At 66.7% G+C, this 20302-nt stretch carries 19 protein-coding genes; 13 read left to right on the forward strand and 6 right to left on the reverse strand.

Translation table 11 applies throughout. The features are described 5' to 3' along the window. Positions 1-43 precede the first annotated feature (43 nt). The 4 genes from ACPPVQ_RS06210 to ACPPVQ_RS06225 form a co-directional block, all read right to left on the reverse strand. Positions 44-490, reverse strand: a complete 447-nt coding sequence (locus ACPPVQ_RS06210) for a succinate dehydrogenase hydrophobic membrane anchor subunit (RefSeq protein ID WP_426519703.1) — start codon at positions 488-490, stop codon at positions 44-46. A 2-nt stretch (positions 491-492) separates the two neighbouring features. Beyond that, a complete protein-coding gene (gene sdhC / locus ACPPVQ_RS06215; RefSeq protein WP_426519705.1) occupies positions 493-909 on the reverse strand; it encodes a succinate dehydrogenase, cytochrome b556 subunit in 417 nt (138 codons plus the stop codon). 145 nt (positions 910-1054) lie between these two features. Beyond that, positions 1055-2194 carry a magnesium and cobalt transport protein CorA gene (locus ACPPVQ_RS06220; protein ID WP_426519707.1) on the reverse strand — a complete coding sequence of 380 codons (1140 nt, stop codon included), beginning with the start codon at positions 2192-2194 and terminating at the stop codon, positions 1055-1057. A 69-nt stretch (positions 2195-2263) separates the two neighbouring features. Continuing rightward, on the reverse strand, positions 2264-3424 hold the full coding sequence (locus ACPPVQ_RS06225; RefSeq protein WP_426519709.1) for a glycosyltransferase family 4 protein: 1161 nt from the start codon (positions 3422-3424) through the stop codon (positions 2264-2266). 86 nt (positions 3425-3510) lie between these two features. On the opposite strand from ACPPVQ_RS06225, the gene ACPPVQ_RS06230 reads away from it, so the two are divergent. The 12 genes from ACPPVQ_RS06230 to ACPPVQ_RS06285 all read left to right on the forward strand — a co-directional run bounded on the left by ACPPVQ_RS06230 (position 3511) and on the right by ACPPVQ_RS06285 (position 15914). After that, positions 3511-4635: a mannose-1-phosphate guanylyltransferase gene (locus ACPPVQ_RS06230; protein ID WP_426519711.1), complete on the forward strand. Its 1125-nt coding sequence runs from the start codon at positions 3511-3513 to the stop codon at positions 4633-4635. Between the two features lie 171 nt (positions 4636-4806). Then, positions 4807-5892: a BMP family lipoprotein gene (locus ACPPVQ_RS06235; RefSeq protein ID WP_426519713.1), complete on the forward strand. Its 1086-nt coding sequence runs from the start codon at positions 4807-4809 to the stop codon at positions 5890-5892. Positions 5893-6109: 217 nt separating this feature from the next. After that, on the forward strand, positions 6110-7630 hold the full coding sequence (locus tag ACPPVQ_RS06240; RefSeq protein ID WP_426519715.1) for an ABC transporter ATP-binding protein: 1521 nt from the start codon (positions 6110-6112) through the stop codon (positions 7628-7630). Further along, positions 7627-8889: an ABC transporter permease gene (locus tag ACPPVQ_RS06245; protein ID WP_426519717.1), complete on the forward strand. Its 1263-nt coding sequence runs from the start codon at positions 7627-7629 to the stop codon at positions 8887-8889. The genes ACPPVQ_RS06240 and ACPPVQ_RS06245 overlap by 4 nt, the downstream gene beginning before the upstream one ends. Beyond that, positions 8886-10172 (forward strand): ABC transporter permease, encoded by a 1287-nt coding sequence (locus ACPPVQ_RS06250; protein ID WP_426519719.1) that lies wholly within the window; start codon positions 8886-8888, stop codon positions 10170-10172. The genes ACPPVQ_RS06245 and ACPPVQ_RS06250 overlap by 4 nt, the downstream gene beginning before the upstream one ends. 8 nt (positions 10173-10180) lie before the next feature. Continuing rightward, positions 10181-10594: a cytidine deaminase gene (locus ACPPVQ_RS06255; protein WP_426519721.1), complete on the forward strand. Its 414-nt coding sequence runs from the start codon at positions 10181-10183 to the stop codon at positions 10592-10594. Beyond that, on the forward strand, positions 10595-11911 hold the full coding sequence (locus tag ACPPVQ_RS06260) for a thymidine phosphorylase (protein ID WP_426519723.1): 1317 nt from the start codon (positions 10595-10597) through the stop codon (positions 11909-11911). A 147-nt stretch (positions 11912-12058) separates the two neighbouring features. Then, the gene (locus ACPPVQ_RS06265; RefSeq protein ID WP_426519725.1) at positions 12059-13246 is read left to right on the forward strand and encodes an adenosylhomocysteinase; all 1188 of its coding nucleotides are present in this window, start codon (positions 12059-12061) and stop codon (positions 13244-13246) included. After that, positions 13246-13995, forward strand: a complete 750-nt coding sequence (locus ACPPVQ_RS06270) for an IclR family transcriptional regulator (protein WP_426519727.1) — start codon at positions 13246-13248, stop codon at positions 13993-13995. The genes ACPPVQ_RS06265 and ACPPVQ_RS06270 overlap by 1 nt, the downstream gene beginning before the upstream one ends. Before the next feature lie 45 nt (positions 13996-14040). Continuing rightward, positions 14041-15159, forward strand: a complete 1119-nt coding sequence (locus ACPPVQ_RS06275) for an adenosine deaminase (protein ID WP_426519729.1) — start codon at positions 14041-14043, stop codon at positions 15157-15159. A gap of 24 nt (positions 15160-15183) precedes the next feature. Continuing rightward, positions 15184-15645 carry a PTS sugar transporter subunit IIA gene (locus tag ACPPVQ_RS06280; protein WP_426519731.1) on the forward strand — a complete coding sequence of 154 codons (462 nt, stop codon included), beginning with the start codon at positions 15184-15186 and terminating at the stop codon, positions 15643-15645. Continuing rightward, positions 15642-15914, forward strand: coding sequence for a PTS sugar transporter subunit IIB (locus tag ACPPVQ_RS06285; RefSeq protein WP_426519733.1), 273 nt, complete (start codon positions 15642-15644; stop codon positions 15912-15914). The genes ACPPVQ_RS06280 and ACPPVQ_RS06285 overlap by 4 nt, the downstream gene beginning before the upstream one ends. A 13-nt stretch (positions 15915-15927) precedes the next feature. Here the strand turns inward: ACPPVQ_RS06285 and ACPPVQ_RS06290 are convergent, their stop codons facing one another. Together ACPPVQ_RS06290 and ACPPVQ_RS06295 are read right to left on the reverse strand one after the other, a co-directional pair. Further along, positions 15928-17625 (reverse strand): phospho-sugar mutase, encoded by a 1698-nt coding sequence (locus ACPPVQ_RS06290; RefSeq protein ID WP_426519735.1) that lies wholly within the window; start codon positions 17623-17625, stop codon positions 15928-15930. Further along, the gene (locus ACPPVQ_RS06295; RefSeq protein ID WP_426519737.1) at positions 17622-18455 is read right to left on the reverse strand and encodes a purine-nucleoside phosphorylase; all 834 of its coding nucleotides are present in this window, start codon (positions 18453-18455) and stop codon (positions 17622-17624) included. The genes ACPPVQ_RS06290 and ACPPVQ_RS06295 overlap by 4 nt, the downstream gene beginning before the upstream one ends. A gap of 100 nt (positions 18456-18555) precedes the next feature. Here ACPPVQ_RS06295 and ACPPVQ_RS06300 point away from each other — a divergent pair, with 100 nt between their 5' ends. After that, complete coding sequence (locus ACPPVQ_RS06300; RefSeq protein WP_426519739.1) at positions 18556-19992, forward strand: NAD(P)H-quinone dehydrogenase; 1437 nt, start codon at positions 18556-18558, stop codon at positions 19990-19992. The last annotated feature ends 310 nt before the right edge of the window (positions 19993-20302 follow it).

A 20302-nucleotide genomic window follows, 5' to 3' on the forward strand; every position in this document is an offset into this window, starting at 1 on the left:
CGTATGTCGGTGGGCTGGGTGGCTGGCGGTGGGCCTGGCCGGCTTAGTGCACCGGGCAGAAGGACGCGACGAGGTCGGCGGGAGCTCCGGCGGGGCACGGGTCGAACGTGAAGATCACGAGGGTTCCGAGAACGACCAGGATGACGACGGCGGCGAGGATCGCCCACTTCAGGACGCGGTTCACGACGCGGTTGTACGCGTAGTCGTTCACGAGGGTCCGCATCCCGTTGCCGCCGTGGATGAGCGCCAGCCACAGCATCAGAAGATCCCAGACCTGCCAGAACGGCGTCGCGTACTTGCCCCCGATGAAGGCGAAGTCGATCTGCCTCACGCCCTGGCCGAGCACGAGGTTGATGAGCAGGTGGCCGAAGATGAGGATGATCAGCACGAGGCCGGAGGCCCGCATGTAGATCCAGCCCCATTTCTCCCAGTTGACGCCGCCCCTCCGGGCCGGTCGGGAAGGGGTGCGAGGTGCATCGATGGTCGTCATGATCAGTTGCCCCCCGAGAAGATGTGCACAAGCTGCACCGGCAGGAAGCCGGCCATCAGCACGACCCAGATGACGATGACGATCCAGAACATGAGCTTCTGGTACTTGACGCCCTTGCTCCAGAAGTCGATGAGGATGATGCGCAGGCCGTTGAAGGCGTGGAACACGATGGCACCGACCAGGGCGATCTCACCCAGGCCGACGATCGGGTTCTTGTATGTGCCGATCACGGCGTTGTATGCCTCGGGGCTCACACGAATGAGCGAGGTGTCGAGAACGTGCACCAGAAGGAAGAAGAAGATCGCTACACCTGTGATGCGGTGCAGCACCCACGACCACATTCCCTCGCGGCCCCGATACAGCGTGCCCCCGGGCCGAGTCTTCTTCGGCTGCAGGGTTCCTGCCGCTTGATTCGACACGAACAACCCTCCCTGGTTGTGATCACGGTTGTCCGCGTGGAGAACCGGAAGAAGCGCAGAACGCGCCCCATCAGTCTATGACGCGTTCACGTGCCACGTTGCTTAGGCCGACCTAACTATCTCGATGTCGAGACAGTTAGGTCGTCTACATCCAGTTGCGTCGTTTGAAGATCCAGTAGAGGCTGACGCTCAGCGTCACCATCGCGAGGATCGCAAGCGGATAGCCGAGCGGCCAGTGCAGCTCGGGCATGTTGTCGAAGTTCATGCCGTAGACGCCGGCGATCAGCGTCGGAGCGAACAGGATCGCAGCCCATGACGAGACCTTCTTGACCTCTTCGCCCTGTCGATGGCTCGAATGGGCGAGACGGGTCATCTCCTCGTTCTGGCGCTCGGCCACCAGGGTGGAATTGACCGTCAGGATGTCCCGGAGGAGCTGCCGGAATCCGTCGACACGCTCGTTGACCTGGATGAGGTGGTCGGAGACGTCGCGCAGGCCGCGCTGCAGTTCCTGGGTGACCGCGTATTTCGCCGAACCGTGCTCGAGCGCGATCATCACCGTGGTGAGCGGATGCGTCGCGCGCTGGAAGTCGATGACCTCGCGCGACAGCTCGTAGATGCGCCGGGAGACCAGGGCATCCCCGCCGAACACCTGCGTCTCGATCTCATCGATGTCATTGGCGAGACCGGCGACGACCGGGCTGTACCCGTCGACCACTGCGTCGATGATGGCGTACAGGATGGCCTGGGTGCCGAGCCCGAGCAGTTCCGGTTCGCTCTCCATGCGGTGGCGCACATGCGACAGGTCGGGCGACTCGCTGTGCCGGACCGTGATCACGAAGTTGGGCCCGACGAACACGTGGAGCTCGCCGAAGTCGACCTCTTCAGGAACATCGAGGTAGCTTGCCGCCTTCAGGACGACGAAGAGCACATCGTCGTATCGCTCGAGCTTGGGGCGCTGGTGGGCGATGATCGCATCCTCCACCGCCAGTTCGTGGAGCCCGAACTCGTCGGCGAGCGAGAGGAGCTCCTGCTCGGTCGGCCGGTAGAGCCCGATCCAGGCGACACCTCCCGGGGTGGCGTCGAGGGCCTGGTACGTCTCGGCCAGCGACTTCGGCGATGCGACGCGCTTGCCCTTCGAGTAGATGGCGCTGTCGACCATGCTCCGGCGCCGCTGCGTCGTCTCCGGGGTCGCCTCTTCGACCGGATTCGAGGGAGGGTCCACCCGTCGAGCTCGCTGCACGAACGACGGCATCGGAATGCCTCGTCTGGTCGTGTTGTGGGCCATGGGTCACCTCCAGGTGGTCGATTGGGCACACCAACCATAGACCCACGCGCTGGAGCTGAACCCAACAGGTCAGACCGGCGTCGGGGCGGCAGAGACGCCCGGCTCCTCCACGGCCAGAACACGGTCGAGAATGACCCGCTCGTAGTGCCCGATCAGTTCGTCGCAGATGGTCTCCCAGGTGCGACCGAGGACGCCGCGCCTGCCCGCTTCGCCCATGCGCCGGCGGAGGGGAGCATCCGCTACCAGTGCGCCGACCGAGGAACGCAGGTCGCGGTCGTCAGCGGGGGAGAAGAGGTAGCCGTCGACGCCGTGCCCGACGAGGTCGATAGGTCCGCCGGCACGCGGGGCGACCACCGGGAGGCCGCTCGCGTGGGCCTCCTGCACGGTCTGGCCGAACGTCTCCTCCGTTCCGGTGTGCACGAAGATGTCGAAGCTCGCGTATGCCGCCGCCAGCTCCTGGCCGCCGAGGCGCCCGAGCATGGTCACGGGCATCCCGCGCAGCTGCTTCTGCACGACGGGGACGTGTGGTCCGTCGCCGACGATCGCGACGTGGATGCCCGGGATGCCCCGGAGGCTCTCCAGGCGCTCGACCTGCTTCTCGGCGGCGATCCGCCCGACATAGCCGATGACCACCTCGCCATCGGGGGAGAGGCGTTCCCTCAGTGCCCGGGTCGCCGGAGCGAAGCGGTTGTTCGGGTGGTAGCGAACGAGATCCACTCCGCGTCCCCAGCGCGCCAGCCGGTCGATCCCGGCTCCCTCCAGGTCCGCCTGCGAAGCGGAGGACGGCACCAGGGTGAGGTCCGCGCCCTCGTGCACCCAGCGCACGAAACGCCACGCGATGGATGAGGCGAGCCCCACGCCGTGGCGCCTGGTGTATCCGGCGACGTCGGTCTGGAAGACCGCGACCGACGGGACGCCGAGCCGGTTGGCGGCCGCAATGCCCTGCGCACCGAGAAGGAAGGGAGACGCGGCGTGGAGCACGTCCGGTGCGAAGCGGGCGAGGATGCGCTGCACGTGCGGGTTCGGAAGGCCGACGGGAAACTGGCGGTAGGCGAGTGCGGGCACGGTGTGCACGGTGAAGCCGGCGTATTCGCGGGGCGCGCCGCCATCCGGGCAGATCACGATCGCCTCGTGCCCGGTCGCCGCGAGGTGGTCGAGCACCTTGCACACGCTGTTCGTCACTCCGTTGACGGTGGGGAGGAAACTCTCGCTGATGACCGCGACGCGCATAATGCGACGCTAACCACGGGGTGTTGCGCCCTCGTGAATGGGCAGTGAACCGTGGGCGCCGGGTAAGTGGACAGTATCCTGACCAGATGGTTACCAGAAACACTCCGTTGGATCGGTTCTACAGTGTCATTCCGGCCGGCGGAATCGGCTCGCGACTCTGGCCGCTCTCGCGCGCCGATGCTCCGAAGTTCCTCCACGACCTCACGGGTTCCGGCCAGACGATCCTGCGCGACACCTGGGACCGGCTCGTTCCGGTGTCGGGCGAGCAGCGCATCATGGTCGTCACCGGTCGCGCCCACCGCGCGGCGGTCGAGGCGCAGCTGCCCGCCCTCGCCGATCACAACGTCGTGCTCGAGAGTGAGCCGAGGGATTCGACGGCGGCGATCGGGCTTGCGGCGGCCATCCTCGAACGGCGCGAGCCCGGCGTGATCATCGGTTCGTTCGCTGCAGACCACGTGATCACCAACCAGCCGCTCTTCCGCCAGGCGGTGACCCAGGCCGTTGCGGTCGCCGACGCCGGCTACATCGCCCTGGTCGGCATCCAGCCGAGCGAGCCTGCCATCGGGTTCGGCTACATCCACTGCGGTGGGGCCATCGAGATCGACGGGGCGCCCGGGGTCATGGCCGTCGACTCGTTCAAAGAGAAGCCGGATCTCGCGACGGCCCAGCGCTACCTCTCCACCGGCGGCTACCTCTGGAACGCGAGCATGTTCATCAGCCGGGCCGACCGCCTTCTCGAAGAGATCGGGCGCTCCGAGCCGGAACTGCTCGCCGGTCTGCTCGAGCTCGCCGCGGCGTGGGACGACCCGGCGACCCGAGGGCCGGCCGTCGACCGCATCTGGCCCAACCTCAAGAAGATCGCGATCGACTACGCCGTCGCCGAGCCCGCTGCCGCGGCCGGGCGCCTGGCGGTCGTTCCCGGGTACTTCGACTGGGATGACATCGGTGACTTCGCCTCGCTCGCGAAGCTGAACTCCGGCGGGCGCAAATCCGACCTCGCGATCCTCGGAGAGAACGCGCGCGTTCTCTCCGACGCGTCGAGCGGCATCGTGGTGAGCCAGACCAAGCGTGTGATCAGCCTGATCGGGGTCAAGGACATCGTCGTCGTCGACACCCCGGATGCGCTGCTGGTGACCACGAGCGAGCACGCCCAGCGGGTGAAGGCCGTGGTCGACGCGCTGAAGCTCTCCGGGTCGAGCGACGTCCTCTGATTCCGCCCCACAAGAGGGTGCACGCCGTGCTCAGATGAGCAGCACACAGGTAGGCAAGTATTTGTAACGCTTACGTCAAGAACCTGTGTTCGATTCTTTGAGCATTCGTAACATTCGGTAACGTGAAATACAACGGTCGCACCCGCAGGCCGGCATTCCTTGGAGGACATCTTGACAATCACAGCCCGAAAGGCCGGCCTCGCCGGTCTTGCGGCGATCGGCGCCCTTGCGCTGCTCGCCGGGTGCGCGTCCGCGCCATCCACCAGCAAGACGACCGCCACAGTGGCGAGCAACTTCCTGCCCTGCATGGTCTCGGACAACGGCGGCTTCGACGACCACTCGTTCAACCAGTCCAGCTACGAAGGCCTCACCAGCGCGGCCAAGGACCTCGGCATCAGCTACAAGAAGGCCGAGTCGAAGACCGCGAACGACTACGCCCCGAACATCCAGAGCATGGTCGACCAGAACTGCAGCCTGATCATCTCGGTCGGCTTCAACCTGAAGGATGCGACCGAGAAGGCCGCCAAGGCCAACCCGGACATCAAGTTCGCCACGGTCGACGACAACGAGATCAACCTGCCCAACGTGCGCCCGATCATCTTCGACACCGCCCAGGCCGCGTTCCTCGGCGGCTACGCGGCGGCGAGCTACTCGAAGGCCGGCTCCGTCGGCACCTTCGGCGGCATGCAGTTCCCGACCGTCACCATCTTCATGGACGGCTTCGCTGACGGCGTGAAGTACTACAACGACCAGAAGAGCAAGAACGTCAAGGTCGTCGGCTGGGACGTCGCCTCGCAGAAGGGCTCCTTCACCGGTGGCTTCGCCGCGAACGACGTCGCCAAGCAGACCGCGCAGGGCATCATCGACCAGGGTGTCGACGTGCTGATGCCGGTCGGCGGACCGATCTACCAGAGCGCAGCGCAGGCGATCCGCGACTCCGGCAAGAGCATTGCTCTCATGGGTGTCGACACCGACGTGTTCGTCTCCGACCCGAGCGTGAAGGACCTGCTCCTCACCTCGGTCATGAAGGGCCTGAACAGCGCGACGGCAGCAGTCGTCAAGGACGCAGCCGGTGGCAAGTTCACCAACACGCCGTACGTCGGAACCCTGAAGAACAACGGCGTCGGCCTCGCTCCGTTCCACAACTTCGAGTCGAAGGTCGACCCGAGCCTCCAGGGTGAGCTCGACAAGATCAAGGCCGGCATCATCGACGGCTCGATCAAGGTCACCTCGCCCTCGTCGCCGAAGCAGCCGTAGTACCGCACCACAACCGGACGGGGAGGTCAGCATGAGCTGGCCTCCCCGCTCTGTTTCCGTCTCGTCCGGTCCGGCAGGGTCCGGGCGGGTCGCCCCCGCAGCTGCTCAATTGAGCGCACACTGACATATGTGCAATGAGTAGTGTGAAAACGCGCACTGTGGCGTTTCGTCCTCGTGCGATTCGCTCCCCGGGCGAGTAGAGAAGGAACCCACCCGTATGAAGCTCGAACTTCGCGGCATCACGAAAAGATTCGGTGCCCTGGTCGCCAACGACCACATCGATCTCACGGTAGAACCCGGTGAGATCCATTGCCTCCTCGGTGAGAACGGTGCAGGCAAGTCCACCCTCATGAACGTGCTCTACGGCCTCTACCAGGCTGAAGAAGGCGACATTCTGCTCGACGACGAAGTGCAGCACTTCAACGGCCCGGGCGACGCGATGAAAGCCGGCATCGGCATGGTGCACCAGCACTTCATGCTCATCCCGGTGTTCACCGTCGCAGAGAACGTGATGCTCGGCCACGAAACGACGAAGTTCGGTGGGCGCCTCGACCTTCCGGCGGCCCGCCGGCGCGTCCAGGAGATCTCGGCGCGGTTCGGCTTCCACGTCGATCCCGACGCCCTCATCGAAGACCTTCCCGTCGGCGTCCAGCAGCGTGTCGAGATCATCAAGGCGCTCTCCCGCGATGCCAAGGTTCTCGTCTTCGACGAGCCGACCGCGGTCCTGACGCCCCAGGAGACGGATGAGCTGATGGAGATCATGCGCCAGCTCAAGGCGCAGGGCACAGCCATCGTCTTCATCACCCACAAACTGCGCGAGGTGCGCGAGGTCGCCGACCGCATCACGGTCATCCGTCTCGGAAAGGTCGTCGGAGAGGTCTCCCCGACTGCCACCAACACCGAGATGGCGTCGATGATGGTGGGCCGCGCCGTCGAACTCACGGTGCACAAGGAGCCGGCCACGCCGGGCGACCCGGCGCTGGTCGTCACCGACCTCTCGGTGATCGATCCGATCGGCCAGCTCGTCGTCAACAAAGTGTCGTTCGAGGTGAGGGCCGGGGAGATCCTGGCGATCGCGGGGGTCCAGGGCAACGGCCAGACCGAGCTCACCGAGGCGCTGCTCGGCCTCCAGCCCCGCGTCACCGGCCGCATAGAACTCGACGGCAAGCCCATCACCGGCCTGAGTGTGCGTCGCGTACTCGACACCGGCGTCGGCTTCGTGCCGGAGGACCGCAACGAGGACGGCCTCATCGGCGAGTTCACCATCGCAGAGAACCTCATGCTCGACCGCTCCACCAGCGAGCCGTTCGTCAAGGGTGGCACCCTGCAGCTCGGCTACCGTGCCGAATTCGCCGAACAGAAGGTCCAGGAATTCGACGTGCGCGCCCAGGGCATCGACACGAAGGTCGGCCGGCTTTCCGGCGGTAATCAGCAGAAAGTCGTCCTCGCACGCGAACTGAGCCGTGATCTGCGGCTGTTCGTCGCCGCCCAGCCGACACGCGGCCTCGACGTCGGCTCCATCGAGTTCGTCCACAAACGCATCGTCGCGACGCGGGATGCCGGGCTGCCCGTCATCGTCGTCTCGACCGAGCTCGACGAGGTCGCAGCGCTCGCCGACCGCATCGCGGTCATGTACCGCGGCGGCATCGTCGGAATCGTGCCGGGGAACACGTCGCGTGACGTCCTCGGCCTCATGATGGCCGGAGAACACCCGGCGGATGCGGGGGTCGCAGCATGAGCCAGGTAGCCACGGAACCGGACACCCGGTCCGCGCCGCCGGTCGAGCCCCCCTCGCGCTGGCAGATCGCGTTGCGGGACATCCTCGGCGGCAGCGTCATCATCTCGATCCTCGCGGTCGTGATCGCGCTCGTCATCGGCGCCATCCTCATCGCCGTCACCGACCCGGGAGTACAGAAGGCGTCCGGATACTTCTTCTCCCGCCCGACCGACACGTTCCAGGCGATCTGGACGTCGGTGTCGAGCGCGTACGTCTCCCTGTTCCAGGGGTCGATCTACAACTTCGGGCGGCCCACCTTCGCCGCCGGCATCCGCCCGCTGACCGAGAGCCTGACGTTCGCGACGCCGCTCATCGCCGGCGGTCTCGGCGTCGGCCTCGCCTTCCGCGTCGGCATGTTCAACATCGGTGGACGGGGCCAGATCCTGATCGCCGCAGGTGTCGCGGGCTGGGTCGGGTGGTCCTTCAACCTGCCGCCGGTCATCCACCTCGTCGTGGCGATCATCGCCGGCCTCATCGGCGGCGCGCTGTGGGGCGGGATCGCGGGTCTTCTGAAGGCACGCACCGGCGCCCACGAGGTGATCGTGACGATCATGCTCAACTACGTCGCCTTCTATCTGCTGTCCTATTTCCTGCGCACGCCGGGGCTGTTCCAGGCGCCGGGATCGAACAACCCGAAGTCACCCCCCATCAAGCCGAACGCCATCCTGCCGCCGATGTTCGGCGACCAGTACAACCTCACGTGGGCATTCGTGATCGTCATCGCGATGACGGTGTTCGTGTGGTGGCTGCTGGGCCGTTCGTCGCTCGGCTTCCGCTTCAAGGCGGTCGGCGAGAACCCGAACGCGGCTCGGGTCGCCGGTATCGACGTGAAGAACGTCTACTTCGTGGCCATGTTGTTCTCGGGTGCGCTCGTCGGATTCGCCGGCATCAGCCAGGCGCTCGGCACGTTTCCACAGGGAATCACCGCCGACCTGGATGCCAGCATCGGCTTCGACGCCATCACGGTGGCACTTCTCGGACGTTCGCGCCCCTGGGGCATCTTCATCGCCGGCCTCCTCTTCGGTGCGCTGAAGGCCGGAAGCTTCTCCATGCAGGCGGCCGACAACATCCCGATCGACATCGTTCTCGTCGTCCAGTCCCTCATCGTGCTCTTCATCGCGGCTCCGCCGCTGGTGCGCGCCATCTTCCGGCTGCCGACGCCGGGAGAGGAACCGAAGAGACAGCGACCCATCGTCACGAAGGAGGTGGCTGCCAAATGACCACCGCAACGACGGCTGTCCAGCCGGATTCCGGGCCCATCGTTCTCGAGCGCACCCAGATCAGGAGCTGGAAGGCCCCGATCGCTCTCGGTGTGTTCGCGGTCATCGGCCTGATCCTGTTCCTCGGCCTGCCCCGTACCGGCTCCAGCAGTTTCCGCTTCACGGAGCCCGGCGACGTCATCAAGCTCAGTGTGCTCACCGTGCCCACCGCGGCGACCTGCATCGTCGTGGCGATCATCCTCGTGCTGCTCGCTGCGCTCAGCTGGTTCCTCGTGTGGCGCACAGGCAGGTCGCCCCTCTGGCTGGCGATCGTCTTCGCGGTCATCTTCATGTTCGGGTTCCTCACCTGGGCGGCGGCCGGCCACACTGTGCCGTTCACCGGCCTCCTGCTCGGAAGCGTGAGCCTGTCCGTGCCGCTCGTATTCGGTGCGCTCGGCGGCGTCATCTCCGAACGCGGCGGGGTCGTCAACGTCGCCATCGAAGGCCAGCTCCTCGCGGGGGCGTTCGCCGCCGCCGTGATCGCCTCCGCAACGCGCAACGTGTTCGCCGGCCTCATCGGCGCGATGGTCGCAGGCGTGCTCGTCTCATTCATCCTCGGAGCGTTCGCGATCAAGTACCTGGTCGACCAGGTGATCGTCGGGGTCGTGCTCAATGTGCTGGTAACCGGCCTGACGAGTTTCCTCTTCTCGCAGGTCCTCTCGGCGAACCCGACCGTGCTGAACGCGCCGCCCCGTCTCAGCCGCTTCCCGATTCCGTTCCTCAGCGACATCCCCATCGTCGGGCCGATCCTGTTCAACCAGTCTCTGATCGTGTACCTGATGTACATCGCGATCTTCGCCGTCTGGTTCGGGCTGTTCCACACCCGGTGGGGGCTGCGCCTGCGGTCCGTCGGCGAGCATCCGAAAGCGGCGGACACGGTGGGTATCAACGTGACCGGGACGCGGTTCTGGAACGTCTCGCTCGCCGGCGCAGTCGCCGGCCTCGGCGGTGCCTACTTCACGCTCGTCTCGGCCCCAGGGTTCGGCAAAGAGATGACCGCGGGCGCGGGCTTCATCGCGCTCGCTGCCGTGATCTTCGGTCGCTGGGACCCCATCCGCGCCACCCTCGCCGCACTGCTGTTCGGTTTCGCGTCGTACCTGCAGACCACGCTGAGCATCATCGGTTCGCCGGTGCCCAGCGAATTCATGCTGATGCTGCCGTACCTGGTCACCATCTTCGCGGTCGCAGGTCTTGTCGGGCAGTCGAGGGCACCCGCGGCCGACGGCAAGCCGTACATCAAATAGGGGAGCGCATGACCGACCAGACGATCGACTGGGATGCGCTGCGCGAAGCCGCGCGTTCGGCAATGACCCACGCATACGCCCCCTACTCCGAATTCCCGGTCGGTGCCGCCGCGCTCGTCGACGACGGCCGCATCGTGAGCGGATGCAACGTCGAGAACGCCAGCTACGGCGTGACGCTGTGCGCCGAGTGCGGTCTCGTCTCGGCGCTGCATCTCAGCGGAGGCGGCCAGCTCGTGGCGTTCACCTGCGTCGACGGCCATGGCAACATCCTGATGCCGTGCGGCCGGTGCCGTCAGTTGCTCTACGAGCACTCGGCCCACGGGATGGTGCTCGAGACCGTTTCGGGCATCCGCACCATCGACGAAGTGCTGCCCGACGCGTTCGGGCCCCGGCAACTGACCGACTACAAAGGACACAACTAGATGAGCAGCACCGCCGCAACGGGCGGGGTCGAGGCGTTCGACGCTGTCGACCTGATCCACACCAAGCGTGACAAGGGCGAACTGTCCACGGCGCAGATCGACTGGCTGATCGACGCATACACGCGCGGTTACGTCGCCGACGAGCAGATGTCGGCGATGACCATGGCGATCTTCCTGAACGGGATGACCCGGCGTGAGATCCGCGACATGACCATGGCGATGATCGCCAGCGGCGAGCGGATGAGCTTCGAAGGCCTCGGCAAGCCGACCACCGACAAACACTCCACCGGCGGCGTCGGCGACAAGATCACCCTCCCGCTGATGCCTCTCGTCGCGGTGTTCGGCGTCGCGGTGCCGCAGCTGTCGGGCCGGGGACTCGGGCACACGGGGGGCACCCTCGACAAGCTCGAAAGCATCCCGGGCTGGCGTGCGAACCTCACCAACCAGCAGATGTTCGACCAGCTGCGCGACGTCGGCGGCGTGATCTGCGCCGCGGGAAGCGGCCTCGCACCGGCCGACGGCAAGCTGTACGCGCTCCGCGACATCACGGGAACCGTCGAGGCGATCCCGCTGATCGCGTCGTCCATCATGAGCAAGAAGATCGCTGAAGGCACTGGCGCGCTGGTGCTCGATGTGAAGTTCGGCTCCGGCGCATTCCTCAAAGACATCGAGCGGTCGCGTGAACTGGCCCGCACGATGGTCGACCTCGGGCGGGATGCCGGGGTCTCCACCTCGGCGCTGCTCACCAACATGAACGTTCCGCTCGGCCTCGCGATCGGGAACGCGAACGAGGTGCGTGAATCTGTCGAGGTTCTCGCCGGCGGCGGCCCGGCCGACATCGTCGAACTGACCGTCGCCCTCGCCCGCGAGATGCTCGCCCTCGTCGGAAAGACCGATGTGGATGTGGAGGCCGCGCTCTCGGACGGCCGCGCGATGGACAAGTGGCGTGACGTCATCCGTGCCCAGGGCGGTGACCCGGATGCGCCGCTTCCGGTCGCGAAGGAGACCCACACGGTGGTCGCGGACCGTGACGGCGTGCTCGTCGAGCAGCAGGCCCTGCCGTTCGGCATCGGTGCGTGGCGGCTGGGTGCCGGCCGGGCGCGCAAACAGGACCCGGTGCAGCATGCGGCGGGGATCGACCTGCACGCCAAGCCCGGCGACACCGTGCGTGCCGGCCAGCCGCTGTTCACGCTCTCGGCCGACGAGCCGGCGCGCTTCGAGCGAGCGCTCGAGGCCGTCGAGGGTGCTTGGCGCATCGGCGACCCCGGCGAGCCGGTCCTCGACGGCGGCCCCCTCATCGCGGACCGCATCGCGTAGCCCGAGGTTCCCCCTCCCGCCTCCCGCCCGCGCGTCGGGTTGCGATTGGTCGCCAATATATTGGCGACCAATCGCGCTCCGGGCAATCCAGCGACCCGTCTGAGTCAACCTATATAAAAACGGCTTCCATATATGAAACAATGAGGCATGACCGCTACAGACACCGACCTCGCTGCGAAGGGCCGCGCGCGCATCGCCTGGATCCGCTCCCGAATGCCCCTCCTCGCGCAGGCCCGAGCGGCCTTCGCCGCCACCCAGCCGTTCGCCGGGCACCGCATCGGCATGTCCCTCCACCTCGAGCCGAAGACCGCGGTCCTGCTCGAGACCCTCGCCGCGGGGGGCGCCGAGATCATCGCCACAGGCAACTTCGGTTCCACGCAGGACGACACAGTCGCGGCCCTTCGCGAGGCGGGGATGACCGTCTTCGGCTCCCGTGCGGACACGCTCGAACAGCACGCCGGCAACATTCGCGCCGTCCTGGACGGCGCTCCGGACATCCTTCTCGACAACGGCGCCGATCTCGCAGCCGGCATCGTCGAACGGGGTACGCAAGCCTCGATCATCGGTGGCACGGAGGAGACGACCTCCGGCGCCGATCGACTCCGCGGCGAGCTCGCGAGGACAGTGTCGTTCCCGATCGTCGTGATCAACGACAGCCGCCTGAAAGCGATCGGCGAGAACCGCCACGCCGTCGGACAGTCGATCGTCGAGAGTTTCATGCGCATCACCAATCTCATGGTCCCCGGCCGCCATGTCGTCGTGGTCGGGTACGGCTGGTGCGGGCGCGGCATCGCACAGTATTTCCGCTCACTCGGCGCGCAGGTCGGCGTCGTCGAGCTCGATGTGATGAAAGCGTTCGAGGCTGCGCTCGACGGCTTCCGTGTCGCATCCCTCACCGAGCTCGCAGGATGGGCGGATGTCCTGATCACCGCTACGGGGCGCGAACGCGTCGTCGCCGGCGATGTCTTCGACCTGCTGCGCGACGATGTCGTCCTCGGCAACTCGGGTCATTTCCCCTGGGAGATCGACGTCGCGACGTTGCGAGCAGATGCGTCATCCATCGACCAGGTGGATGACGGTATCGAGCGCATCCATCGCCCGAACGGGCGCAGCGTAGTCCTGCTGGCGGGTGGACGGATGTTCAACCTCGCCGGTCGTGAACCGAAGGGCAACTCACTCGAGTCGATGGACCTGGGGTTCCTGCTTCAGGCGCTTTCGCTGGAGCGCATCGCGACGGATGCAGGCGGCCTGTTCCCCGGGGCACAGCCCGTCCCCGACGACATCGAACGCTTCATCGCCGCCCGGTTCGTCGAGGCGATGGGAGCCGCCCGCTGATGCCCAGCTATGCGGTGCCGGCCCTCGACAAGGGGTTGGACATCCTCGAACTCCTTGCCGACCGCAATGATGGACTCAGCCAGGCGCAGATCGCGGCCGAGACGGGACGTTCGGTCGGCGAGATCTTCCGGGTACTGCAGACCCTGGAGCGCAGGGGCTACCTGGTCCGTGATCCTGCGTCCGGGCTGTACACAGTGTCGTTGATGATATTCGAGCTGGCGCATCGCCATCCGCCGCTGCGCGGACTGGTGCAGGCGGCGCTGGGGCCGATGCGCCGACTGTCCACGGCATCCGGCCAGACCTGCAATCTGTCGGTGCTGGACGCGCGCCGTGTGCTCGTCATCGCACAGGTCGAGAGCCCGGGACCGTTCGGATTCCAGGTACGCGTCGGCGCCGAGTTCCCGGTCGAGAGCACGACGACCGGCGCGGTGCTGCTCGCATGGGCCGGCGCCGACCTGCAGCGTGCGTACCTGGAAGATCTTGCTGCACGCGAGCCGGCGGTCGCCGACCGCTTCGCCGCAGAAGTGGCGAGTGTTGCGGCGGCGGGGTATGCGCGGGAGTCCGGGAGGCGACTCGTGGGCATCGTCGACATCGTGTTCCCGATCACCGGGACCGAAGGATTTCCGGCGGCCGCCCTGACCGTGCCCTGCGCAGCTACGACGGATCCGGTCGTCGACCTGGACGCGATCGTCGAACTCGCCAGGGACACCGCGGATGAGATCTCCGGAATGCTTCGTCCACTTCGGTGATCGATCGGGTTCATCGGGCGGCGCCGCCCCGATAGATTTGTCCTCATGAACACTCAGCCTGAGGAATTCCTGCTTGCCGGCGGTACGAGCATCACCTCGCTTCCGAAGGTGTCGCTCCACGACCACCTCGACGGCGGCCTGCGCCCGGTCACCATCATCGAGCTCGGTGACGCCATCGGCCTCGACCTTCCTGCCGATGACGCGCTCGCCCTCGGCCAGTGGTTCGCCGAGCAGAGCAACTCGGGTTCGCTCGTCGAATACCTCAAGACCTTCGACCTCACCACGGCGGTCATGCAGACACGCGAAGGGCTCGTGCGCGTCGCTCGCGAATTCGTCCAGGACCTGGGCGCCGACGGCGTCGTCTATGGCGAGATCCGGTGGGCGCCCGAGCAGCACCTCACCCGCGGCCTGACCCTCGACGAGGCCGTCGAGGCAGTGCAGGAGGGCATCGAGGAGGGCATCGACGACGTCAACCAGAACGGCGGCGGCATCCGGGTCGGGCAGCTCATCTCGGCGATGCGCCACACCAACCGGGCGTTGGAGATCGCTGAGCTCGCAGTCCGTCATCGCGATCGTGGAGCCGTCGGCTTCGATATCGCAGGCCCGGAGGCGGGTTTCCCACCGTCGAACCATCGTCGCGCGTTCGACTATCTCGCCGAGCACTATTTCCCCACCACAGTGCATGCCGGCGAGGCGGACGGGCTCGACAGCATCCGCAGCGCGATCCTCGACGGGCGGGCCCTTCGCCTCGGTCACGGCGTGCGTCTGGCCGAAGACATCGTGATCGAGCGCCAGGACGACGAGAACACCTACGTCTCGCTCGGAGGACTCGCCCAGTGGGTCAAAGACCGCGAGATCGCGCTCGAGACGAGTCCTTCGTCGAATCTTCAGACCGGGGCGATCGCAGCCTGGGGCGACGACATCCTCGATCATCCGTTCGACCTGCTCTACCAGCTCGGCTTCCGCGTGACGGTCAACACCGACAACCGCCTGATGAGCTCGACGACGCTCAGCCGGGAGCTCGCGCTCCTCGCCGACGCTTTCGACTACGACCTGACCGACCTCGAAGTCTTCCAGCTGAATGCCGCCGCATCGGCGTTCCTTCCCCTCGAGGATCGTGAGGAGCTGGCCGACATCATCACAGCGGGTTTCGAGGGTTCGTAGGCACCCCCACGATACGCTTGGAGAATGCCGCTACCTCCCCTTCCTGATTCCGCGATCACCGTCGGAGCTCACGCTTCCGACTGGCGGGAGGCGGTTGAGCTGGCCGGGGAGGCGCTCGTTCGTTCCGGGGCGACGAAGCCGGGTTATGCGGCACGGATGATCCAGGTGATCGACGAATTCGGCGCCTACATCGTTATCGCTCCCGGCCTCGCGCTCGCGCACGCGCGTCCGGGTCCGGATGTCGTGGCCGACGGACTCTCCGTCGTCACCTTCGATGTTCCGGTCGTTTTCGGGCACCCCCACAACGATCCCGTCAGCGTCGTGATCGGGCTCGCGGTCGCGACGCCGGATGCGCACGTGACGAGCGTCGCCGAACTGGCCAACATCTTCAACAACCCCGGAGCCATTCCAGCCCTTGCCGGCGCGCGGGATGTCGCGGAAGTCCAGAGCATCATGGCGGCGAGCGGCGAGGGGGCGCAACGATGAAGATCGTCGCGATCTGCGGTGCCGGTGTCGGCACATCCGCGATCCTCAAAGTGAACGCCGAACGGGTGCTCGACCGGCTGGACATCGACGCCCAGGTCACCGCATCCGATGTGGCGAATGTGCGAGTCGTCGCGGCCGACGCCCAGGTGATCCTGACGTCGCCTGAGCTCGTCGACGCCATCGGGGAGACGAACGCCGACATCGTCATCGTCGAGAACTACTTCGACCTCGAGGAGCTCGAGGCGAAGCTCGAAGCCGCGCTCGGCTGACGCCGGCCGCGCCTCAGGCCAGGAGCCCCCTCATTCCTTCGGCGAGTTCGCCGACCCGTGCCTCGGCGGCCGCGCGTCGTTCTGCCGCCGTGCCCTGGTCGCTCGACGCGTCGATGTAGACCTTGAGCTTGGGCTCCGTCCCGCTCGGGCGCACCATCACACGCGATCCGTCCGCCAGCCAGATCCGGAGCACGTCGCTCGGAGGCAGGCCGCCGAAGCCATCCTTCAGATCGTCGATACTACTGACGTCCACTCCACCGATCACCGCAGGCGGCGTCGACCGCAGGCGTGCCATGATGCGGTCGATGTCGGCAAGGTCCGTCACCCGCAGCGAGATCTGGTCTGATGCGAAATGGCCGAAGCGTTCGCTGAACCGGTCGAGCTGGTCTGCGACCGTCAGTCCTTCGGCCGCGAGTGACGACGCGAGATCGAGGAATGCGACCGCCGCCGAGATGCCGTCTTTGTCGCGGACGACCTCGGGGTCGACCAGGTAGCCGAGCGCCTCCTCGAAGCCGAAGATGAGACCGGTCGCTCGGGACACCCACTTGAAGCCGGTGAGTGTGTCCTCGAAGTCGAGCCCATAGGCGGCTGCGACGGTCTTGAGCGCCGGCGACGACACGATCGAGCAGGCCAGCGTGCCGTTCGGTCCGCCGTCGGGCGTTGCGTCGGCTTCCGCCAGTTCGGCGGCACGCCAGCCGAGCAGCGCTCCGACCTCGTTGCCGGAGAGGCGGCGGTACCTCTCTGGTGCAGACGTGTCGGGGATGGCGACGGCCAGGCGGTCCGCATCCGGATCGTTGGCGATGACGAGCGCGACACCCGCCTCCCGGGCGGTCGCGAACGAGAGGTCGAGTGCGCCGGGTTCCTCCGGGTTGGGGAACGCGACGGTGGGAAACCTGGGGTCAGGCTCGATCTGCTGGGGCACCACGACAGGCGAGGCGAATCCTGCCTTGCCGAGCACGCGGGAGGCGGTCTCCCATCCGACGCCGTGCATCGCGGTGTACACGTACGAGACGGATGCGCTGGGGGTGCGCGCAATCGCGGCCGTCGCGTCGACGTACGCGTCGATGACGGATTCGGGGGCGACCTCGTAGGCGTCCGATCGCGGCAGCCCGACGATCGAGGAGGAGGCGACAGTGAGGATGCGGGCGGCGATGTCGGCGTCGGCGGGCGGCACGATCTGGGAGCCGTGATCGTCGCCGCCGAGATACACCTTGTAGCCGTTGTCGTTGGGCGGGTTGTGGCTGGCGGTGACCATCACCCCGGCGCTGGTGCCCAGGTGACGCACTGCGAAGGCGAGCACGGGCGTGGGCAGCAGGCGCGGCAGCAGGATCGCCCGGACGCCGGCTCCGGCCATCAGTTCGGCCGTGTCATGCGCGAAGATCGCCGAGTTCTTGCGCCCGTCGTATCCGATGACGACGGATGGCGTGTCACCGTTCGCGTGCGCCTGAAGGTAGGCGGCGAGGCCGGCAGCCGCCTGCGCGACGAGCACGCGGTTCATCCGGTTGGGTCCGGCTGCGATCTCGCCGCGGAGACCGGCCGTGCCGAACGCGAGGCGGGCGTCGAACCGGGAGTGCAGGTCGTCGAGGGCTACGGCCGAGCCGCTTTCGGCGGCGATCACCAGCGTGTCGAGCTCGTTACGGGTCTCCGGGTCGGGGTCCTGGGCGATCCATGCGCGGGCCTCTTCGAGGAGGTCCGCAGGTTCGGCGCTCACAGCGCCCCCACGATCTTCGCAAGGAGAGCGCTGATCACCGGCTCGGCCTCGCGGCCGGCCTCGATGACCTCCTGGTGGCTGAGCGGGGTCTTCTGGATGCCCGCGGCCAGGTTCGTGACTAGCGACATCCCGAGGATCTCCATTCCCGACTGCCGCGCGGCGATCGCTTCGAGAGCGGTCGACATTCCGACGATGTGGCCGCCGATCGTCTTCGCCATCTGCACCTCCGCCGGTGTCTCGTAGTGCGGTCCGCGGAACTGGCAGTACACGCCGTCGTCGAGCGTCGGATCGATCGACCGCGCAAGGTCCCGCAGGCGTGCCGAATACAGGTCGGTGAGGTCGACGAACGTCGCGCCCTCGAGTGGTGAGTCCGCGGTGAGGTTGATGTGGTCGCTGATGAGTACGGGGGTGCCGGGTTTCCAGTGCTCCTTGATGCCGCCGGCACCGTTTGTGAGCACCATGGTCGTGGCCCCGGTCGCCGCAGCCGTTCGCACGCTGTGCACGACCCGGCGCACTCCGTGGCCTTCGTAGTAGTGGGTGCGCGACCCGATCACGAGAGCGCGCTTGCCAGTGGGCAACAGCACCGAGCGCAGGGTGCCGACGTGGCCGGCCAGGGCCGGTGCGCCGAAGCCGACGATCTCGGTCGCCGGGATGGTCGCGGTGGTCTCTCCGATGAGATCAGCCGCCCTGCCCCAGCCGCTGCCGAGCGTCAGAGCGATGTCGTGGTGGTCGACGCCGGTCTTCGCAGCGATCTGCGCGGCGGCTTCGCGCGCGACCTCGAACGGGTCGGCAGCGGGGTCGTCGAGCGGGTTCATGGTGGTGTCAGACATGGATCCACTCTATTGCGCAACCCGATTCGGCCGTTCGGACGCTTTCGCGCTCATCGGCGCGGTTTGGCGGGGAATCCCTCGACGCGAGAGAATGGACCTCATGGCCTACGAGTTCGAGCGCAAGCAGAGAATCGCCGTACTCGGAGGAGGTCCTGGCGGGTATGAAGCGGCACTCGCCGGAGCCCAGCTCGGCGCGGACGTCACCCTGGTCGAACGGGTCGGCGTCGGCGGCTCGGCGGTGATCACCGACGTCGTTCCGTCGAAGACGCTCATCGCGACAGCCGAAGCGACCAATGCCATCAGCGAGGCCGCGGACCTCGGCGTGCAGTTCTTCACGCGGGGGGAGTCGGGCAAGCCGGTCCGCCCCGAGATCGCGGTGAACCTCGCGGCCGTCAACAAGCGGCTCCTCGGGCTGGCGCGTCAGCAGTCCGAAGACATGAAATCCGAGCTCATCCGCTCCGGCGTCCGGCTCATCACCGGTGAGGGCAGGCTCGACGGTGCCGGCGCGGTGATCGTGTCGACCGCCAAAGGCGACACCGGCACCGATTTCGACCGCATCGAGGCGGACACGATCGTCGTCTCGGTCGGCGCGAGCCCGCGCATCCTTCCCTCGGCGCAGCCTGACGGCGAGCGCATCCTCACCTGGACCCAGCTCTACGACCTCCCGCAAGTGCCCGAACACCTGATCGTCGTGGGCTCCGGTGTGACAGGGGCCGAGTTCGCCTCCGCATACACGGCACTCGGGTCGAAGGTGACGCTCATCTCCAGCCGCGACCAGGTGCTGCCAGGCGAAGACGCCGATGCTGCGCGTGTGATCGAGAACGTCTTCAAACGCAACGGCATGACCGTCCTGTCGAAGTCGCGCGCCGAATCCGTGGTCCGCAACGAGGGCGGGGTCGTCGCGACACTGTCCGACGGCAGGCTGGTCCAGGGAAGCCACTGCCTGATGGCGGTCGGCTCGGTGCCGAACACCGCAGGCATCGGCCTCGAGGAGGCGGGCGTGCAGCTGACGCCGTCCGGCCACATCCGCGTCAACCGGGTCGCGCGCACGTCGATACCGAACATCTATGCAGCCGGTGACTGCGCCGACCTGATGCCGCTCGCATCCGTCGCCTCCATGCAGGGACGAACGGCGGTGTTCCACGCGATGGGCGACGCGGTCAACCCGTTCGAGCTGCGCAACGTGACCTCCAACATCTTCACGCAGCCCGAAATCGCCACGGTCGGCTGGAACCAGAAGCAGATCGAAGAAGGAATCGCGCAGGGCGACATCTACAAGCTGCCGCTGAAGTCGAACCCCAGGGCCAAGATGCTCGGGATCAAGGACGGGTTCGTCAAGCTGTTCGCACGCACCGGGTCCGGCACGGTCATCGGGGGTGTGATCGTCGCGCCGCGCGCGAGCGAACTGATTTTCCCGCTCGCGCTGGCGGTGGAACACCGCCTGACGGTCGACCAGGTCGCGCGGGCGTTCACCGTCTATCCATCGCTTTCCGGCTCGATCTCCGAAGCCGCGCGCGCGATGCACATCGTGCTCTAGCGCGAACGGCACGCGGCGCGGCCGGCGCGACGTTGCCGGGTCTGCGGGTCCTGAAGCGCGTTCACAAAACAGGACTTCGTGTGACAGAAGTGACGGATGCGGCCGGAATCAGCGCATCCGGGCCACATGGGTCACTTCTGCACACGAACTCCTGTTTTATGAACGGTCCTGATGGAGCGCCCTCAGCAGCCATCCACAGACGACCCAGACCGCAGGCTTTCCACAACCGCCTCAGCAGCAGTGGTGGACTACTCGCATTCCACCCAATCTGAATCGGGTGCACAGCATCGACGATACGATCCACCAGTTC

The sequence above is a fragment of the Leifsonia sp. McL0618 genome, from assembly GCF_049994905.1.
Lineage (GTDB): Bacteria > Actinomycetota > Actinomycetes > Actinomycetales > Microbacteriaceae > Diaminobutyricibacter.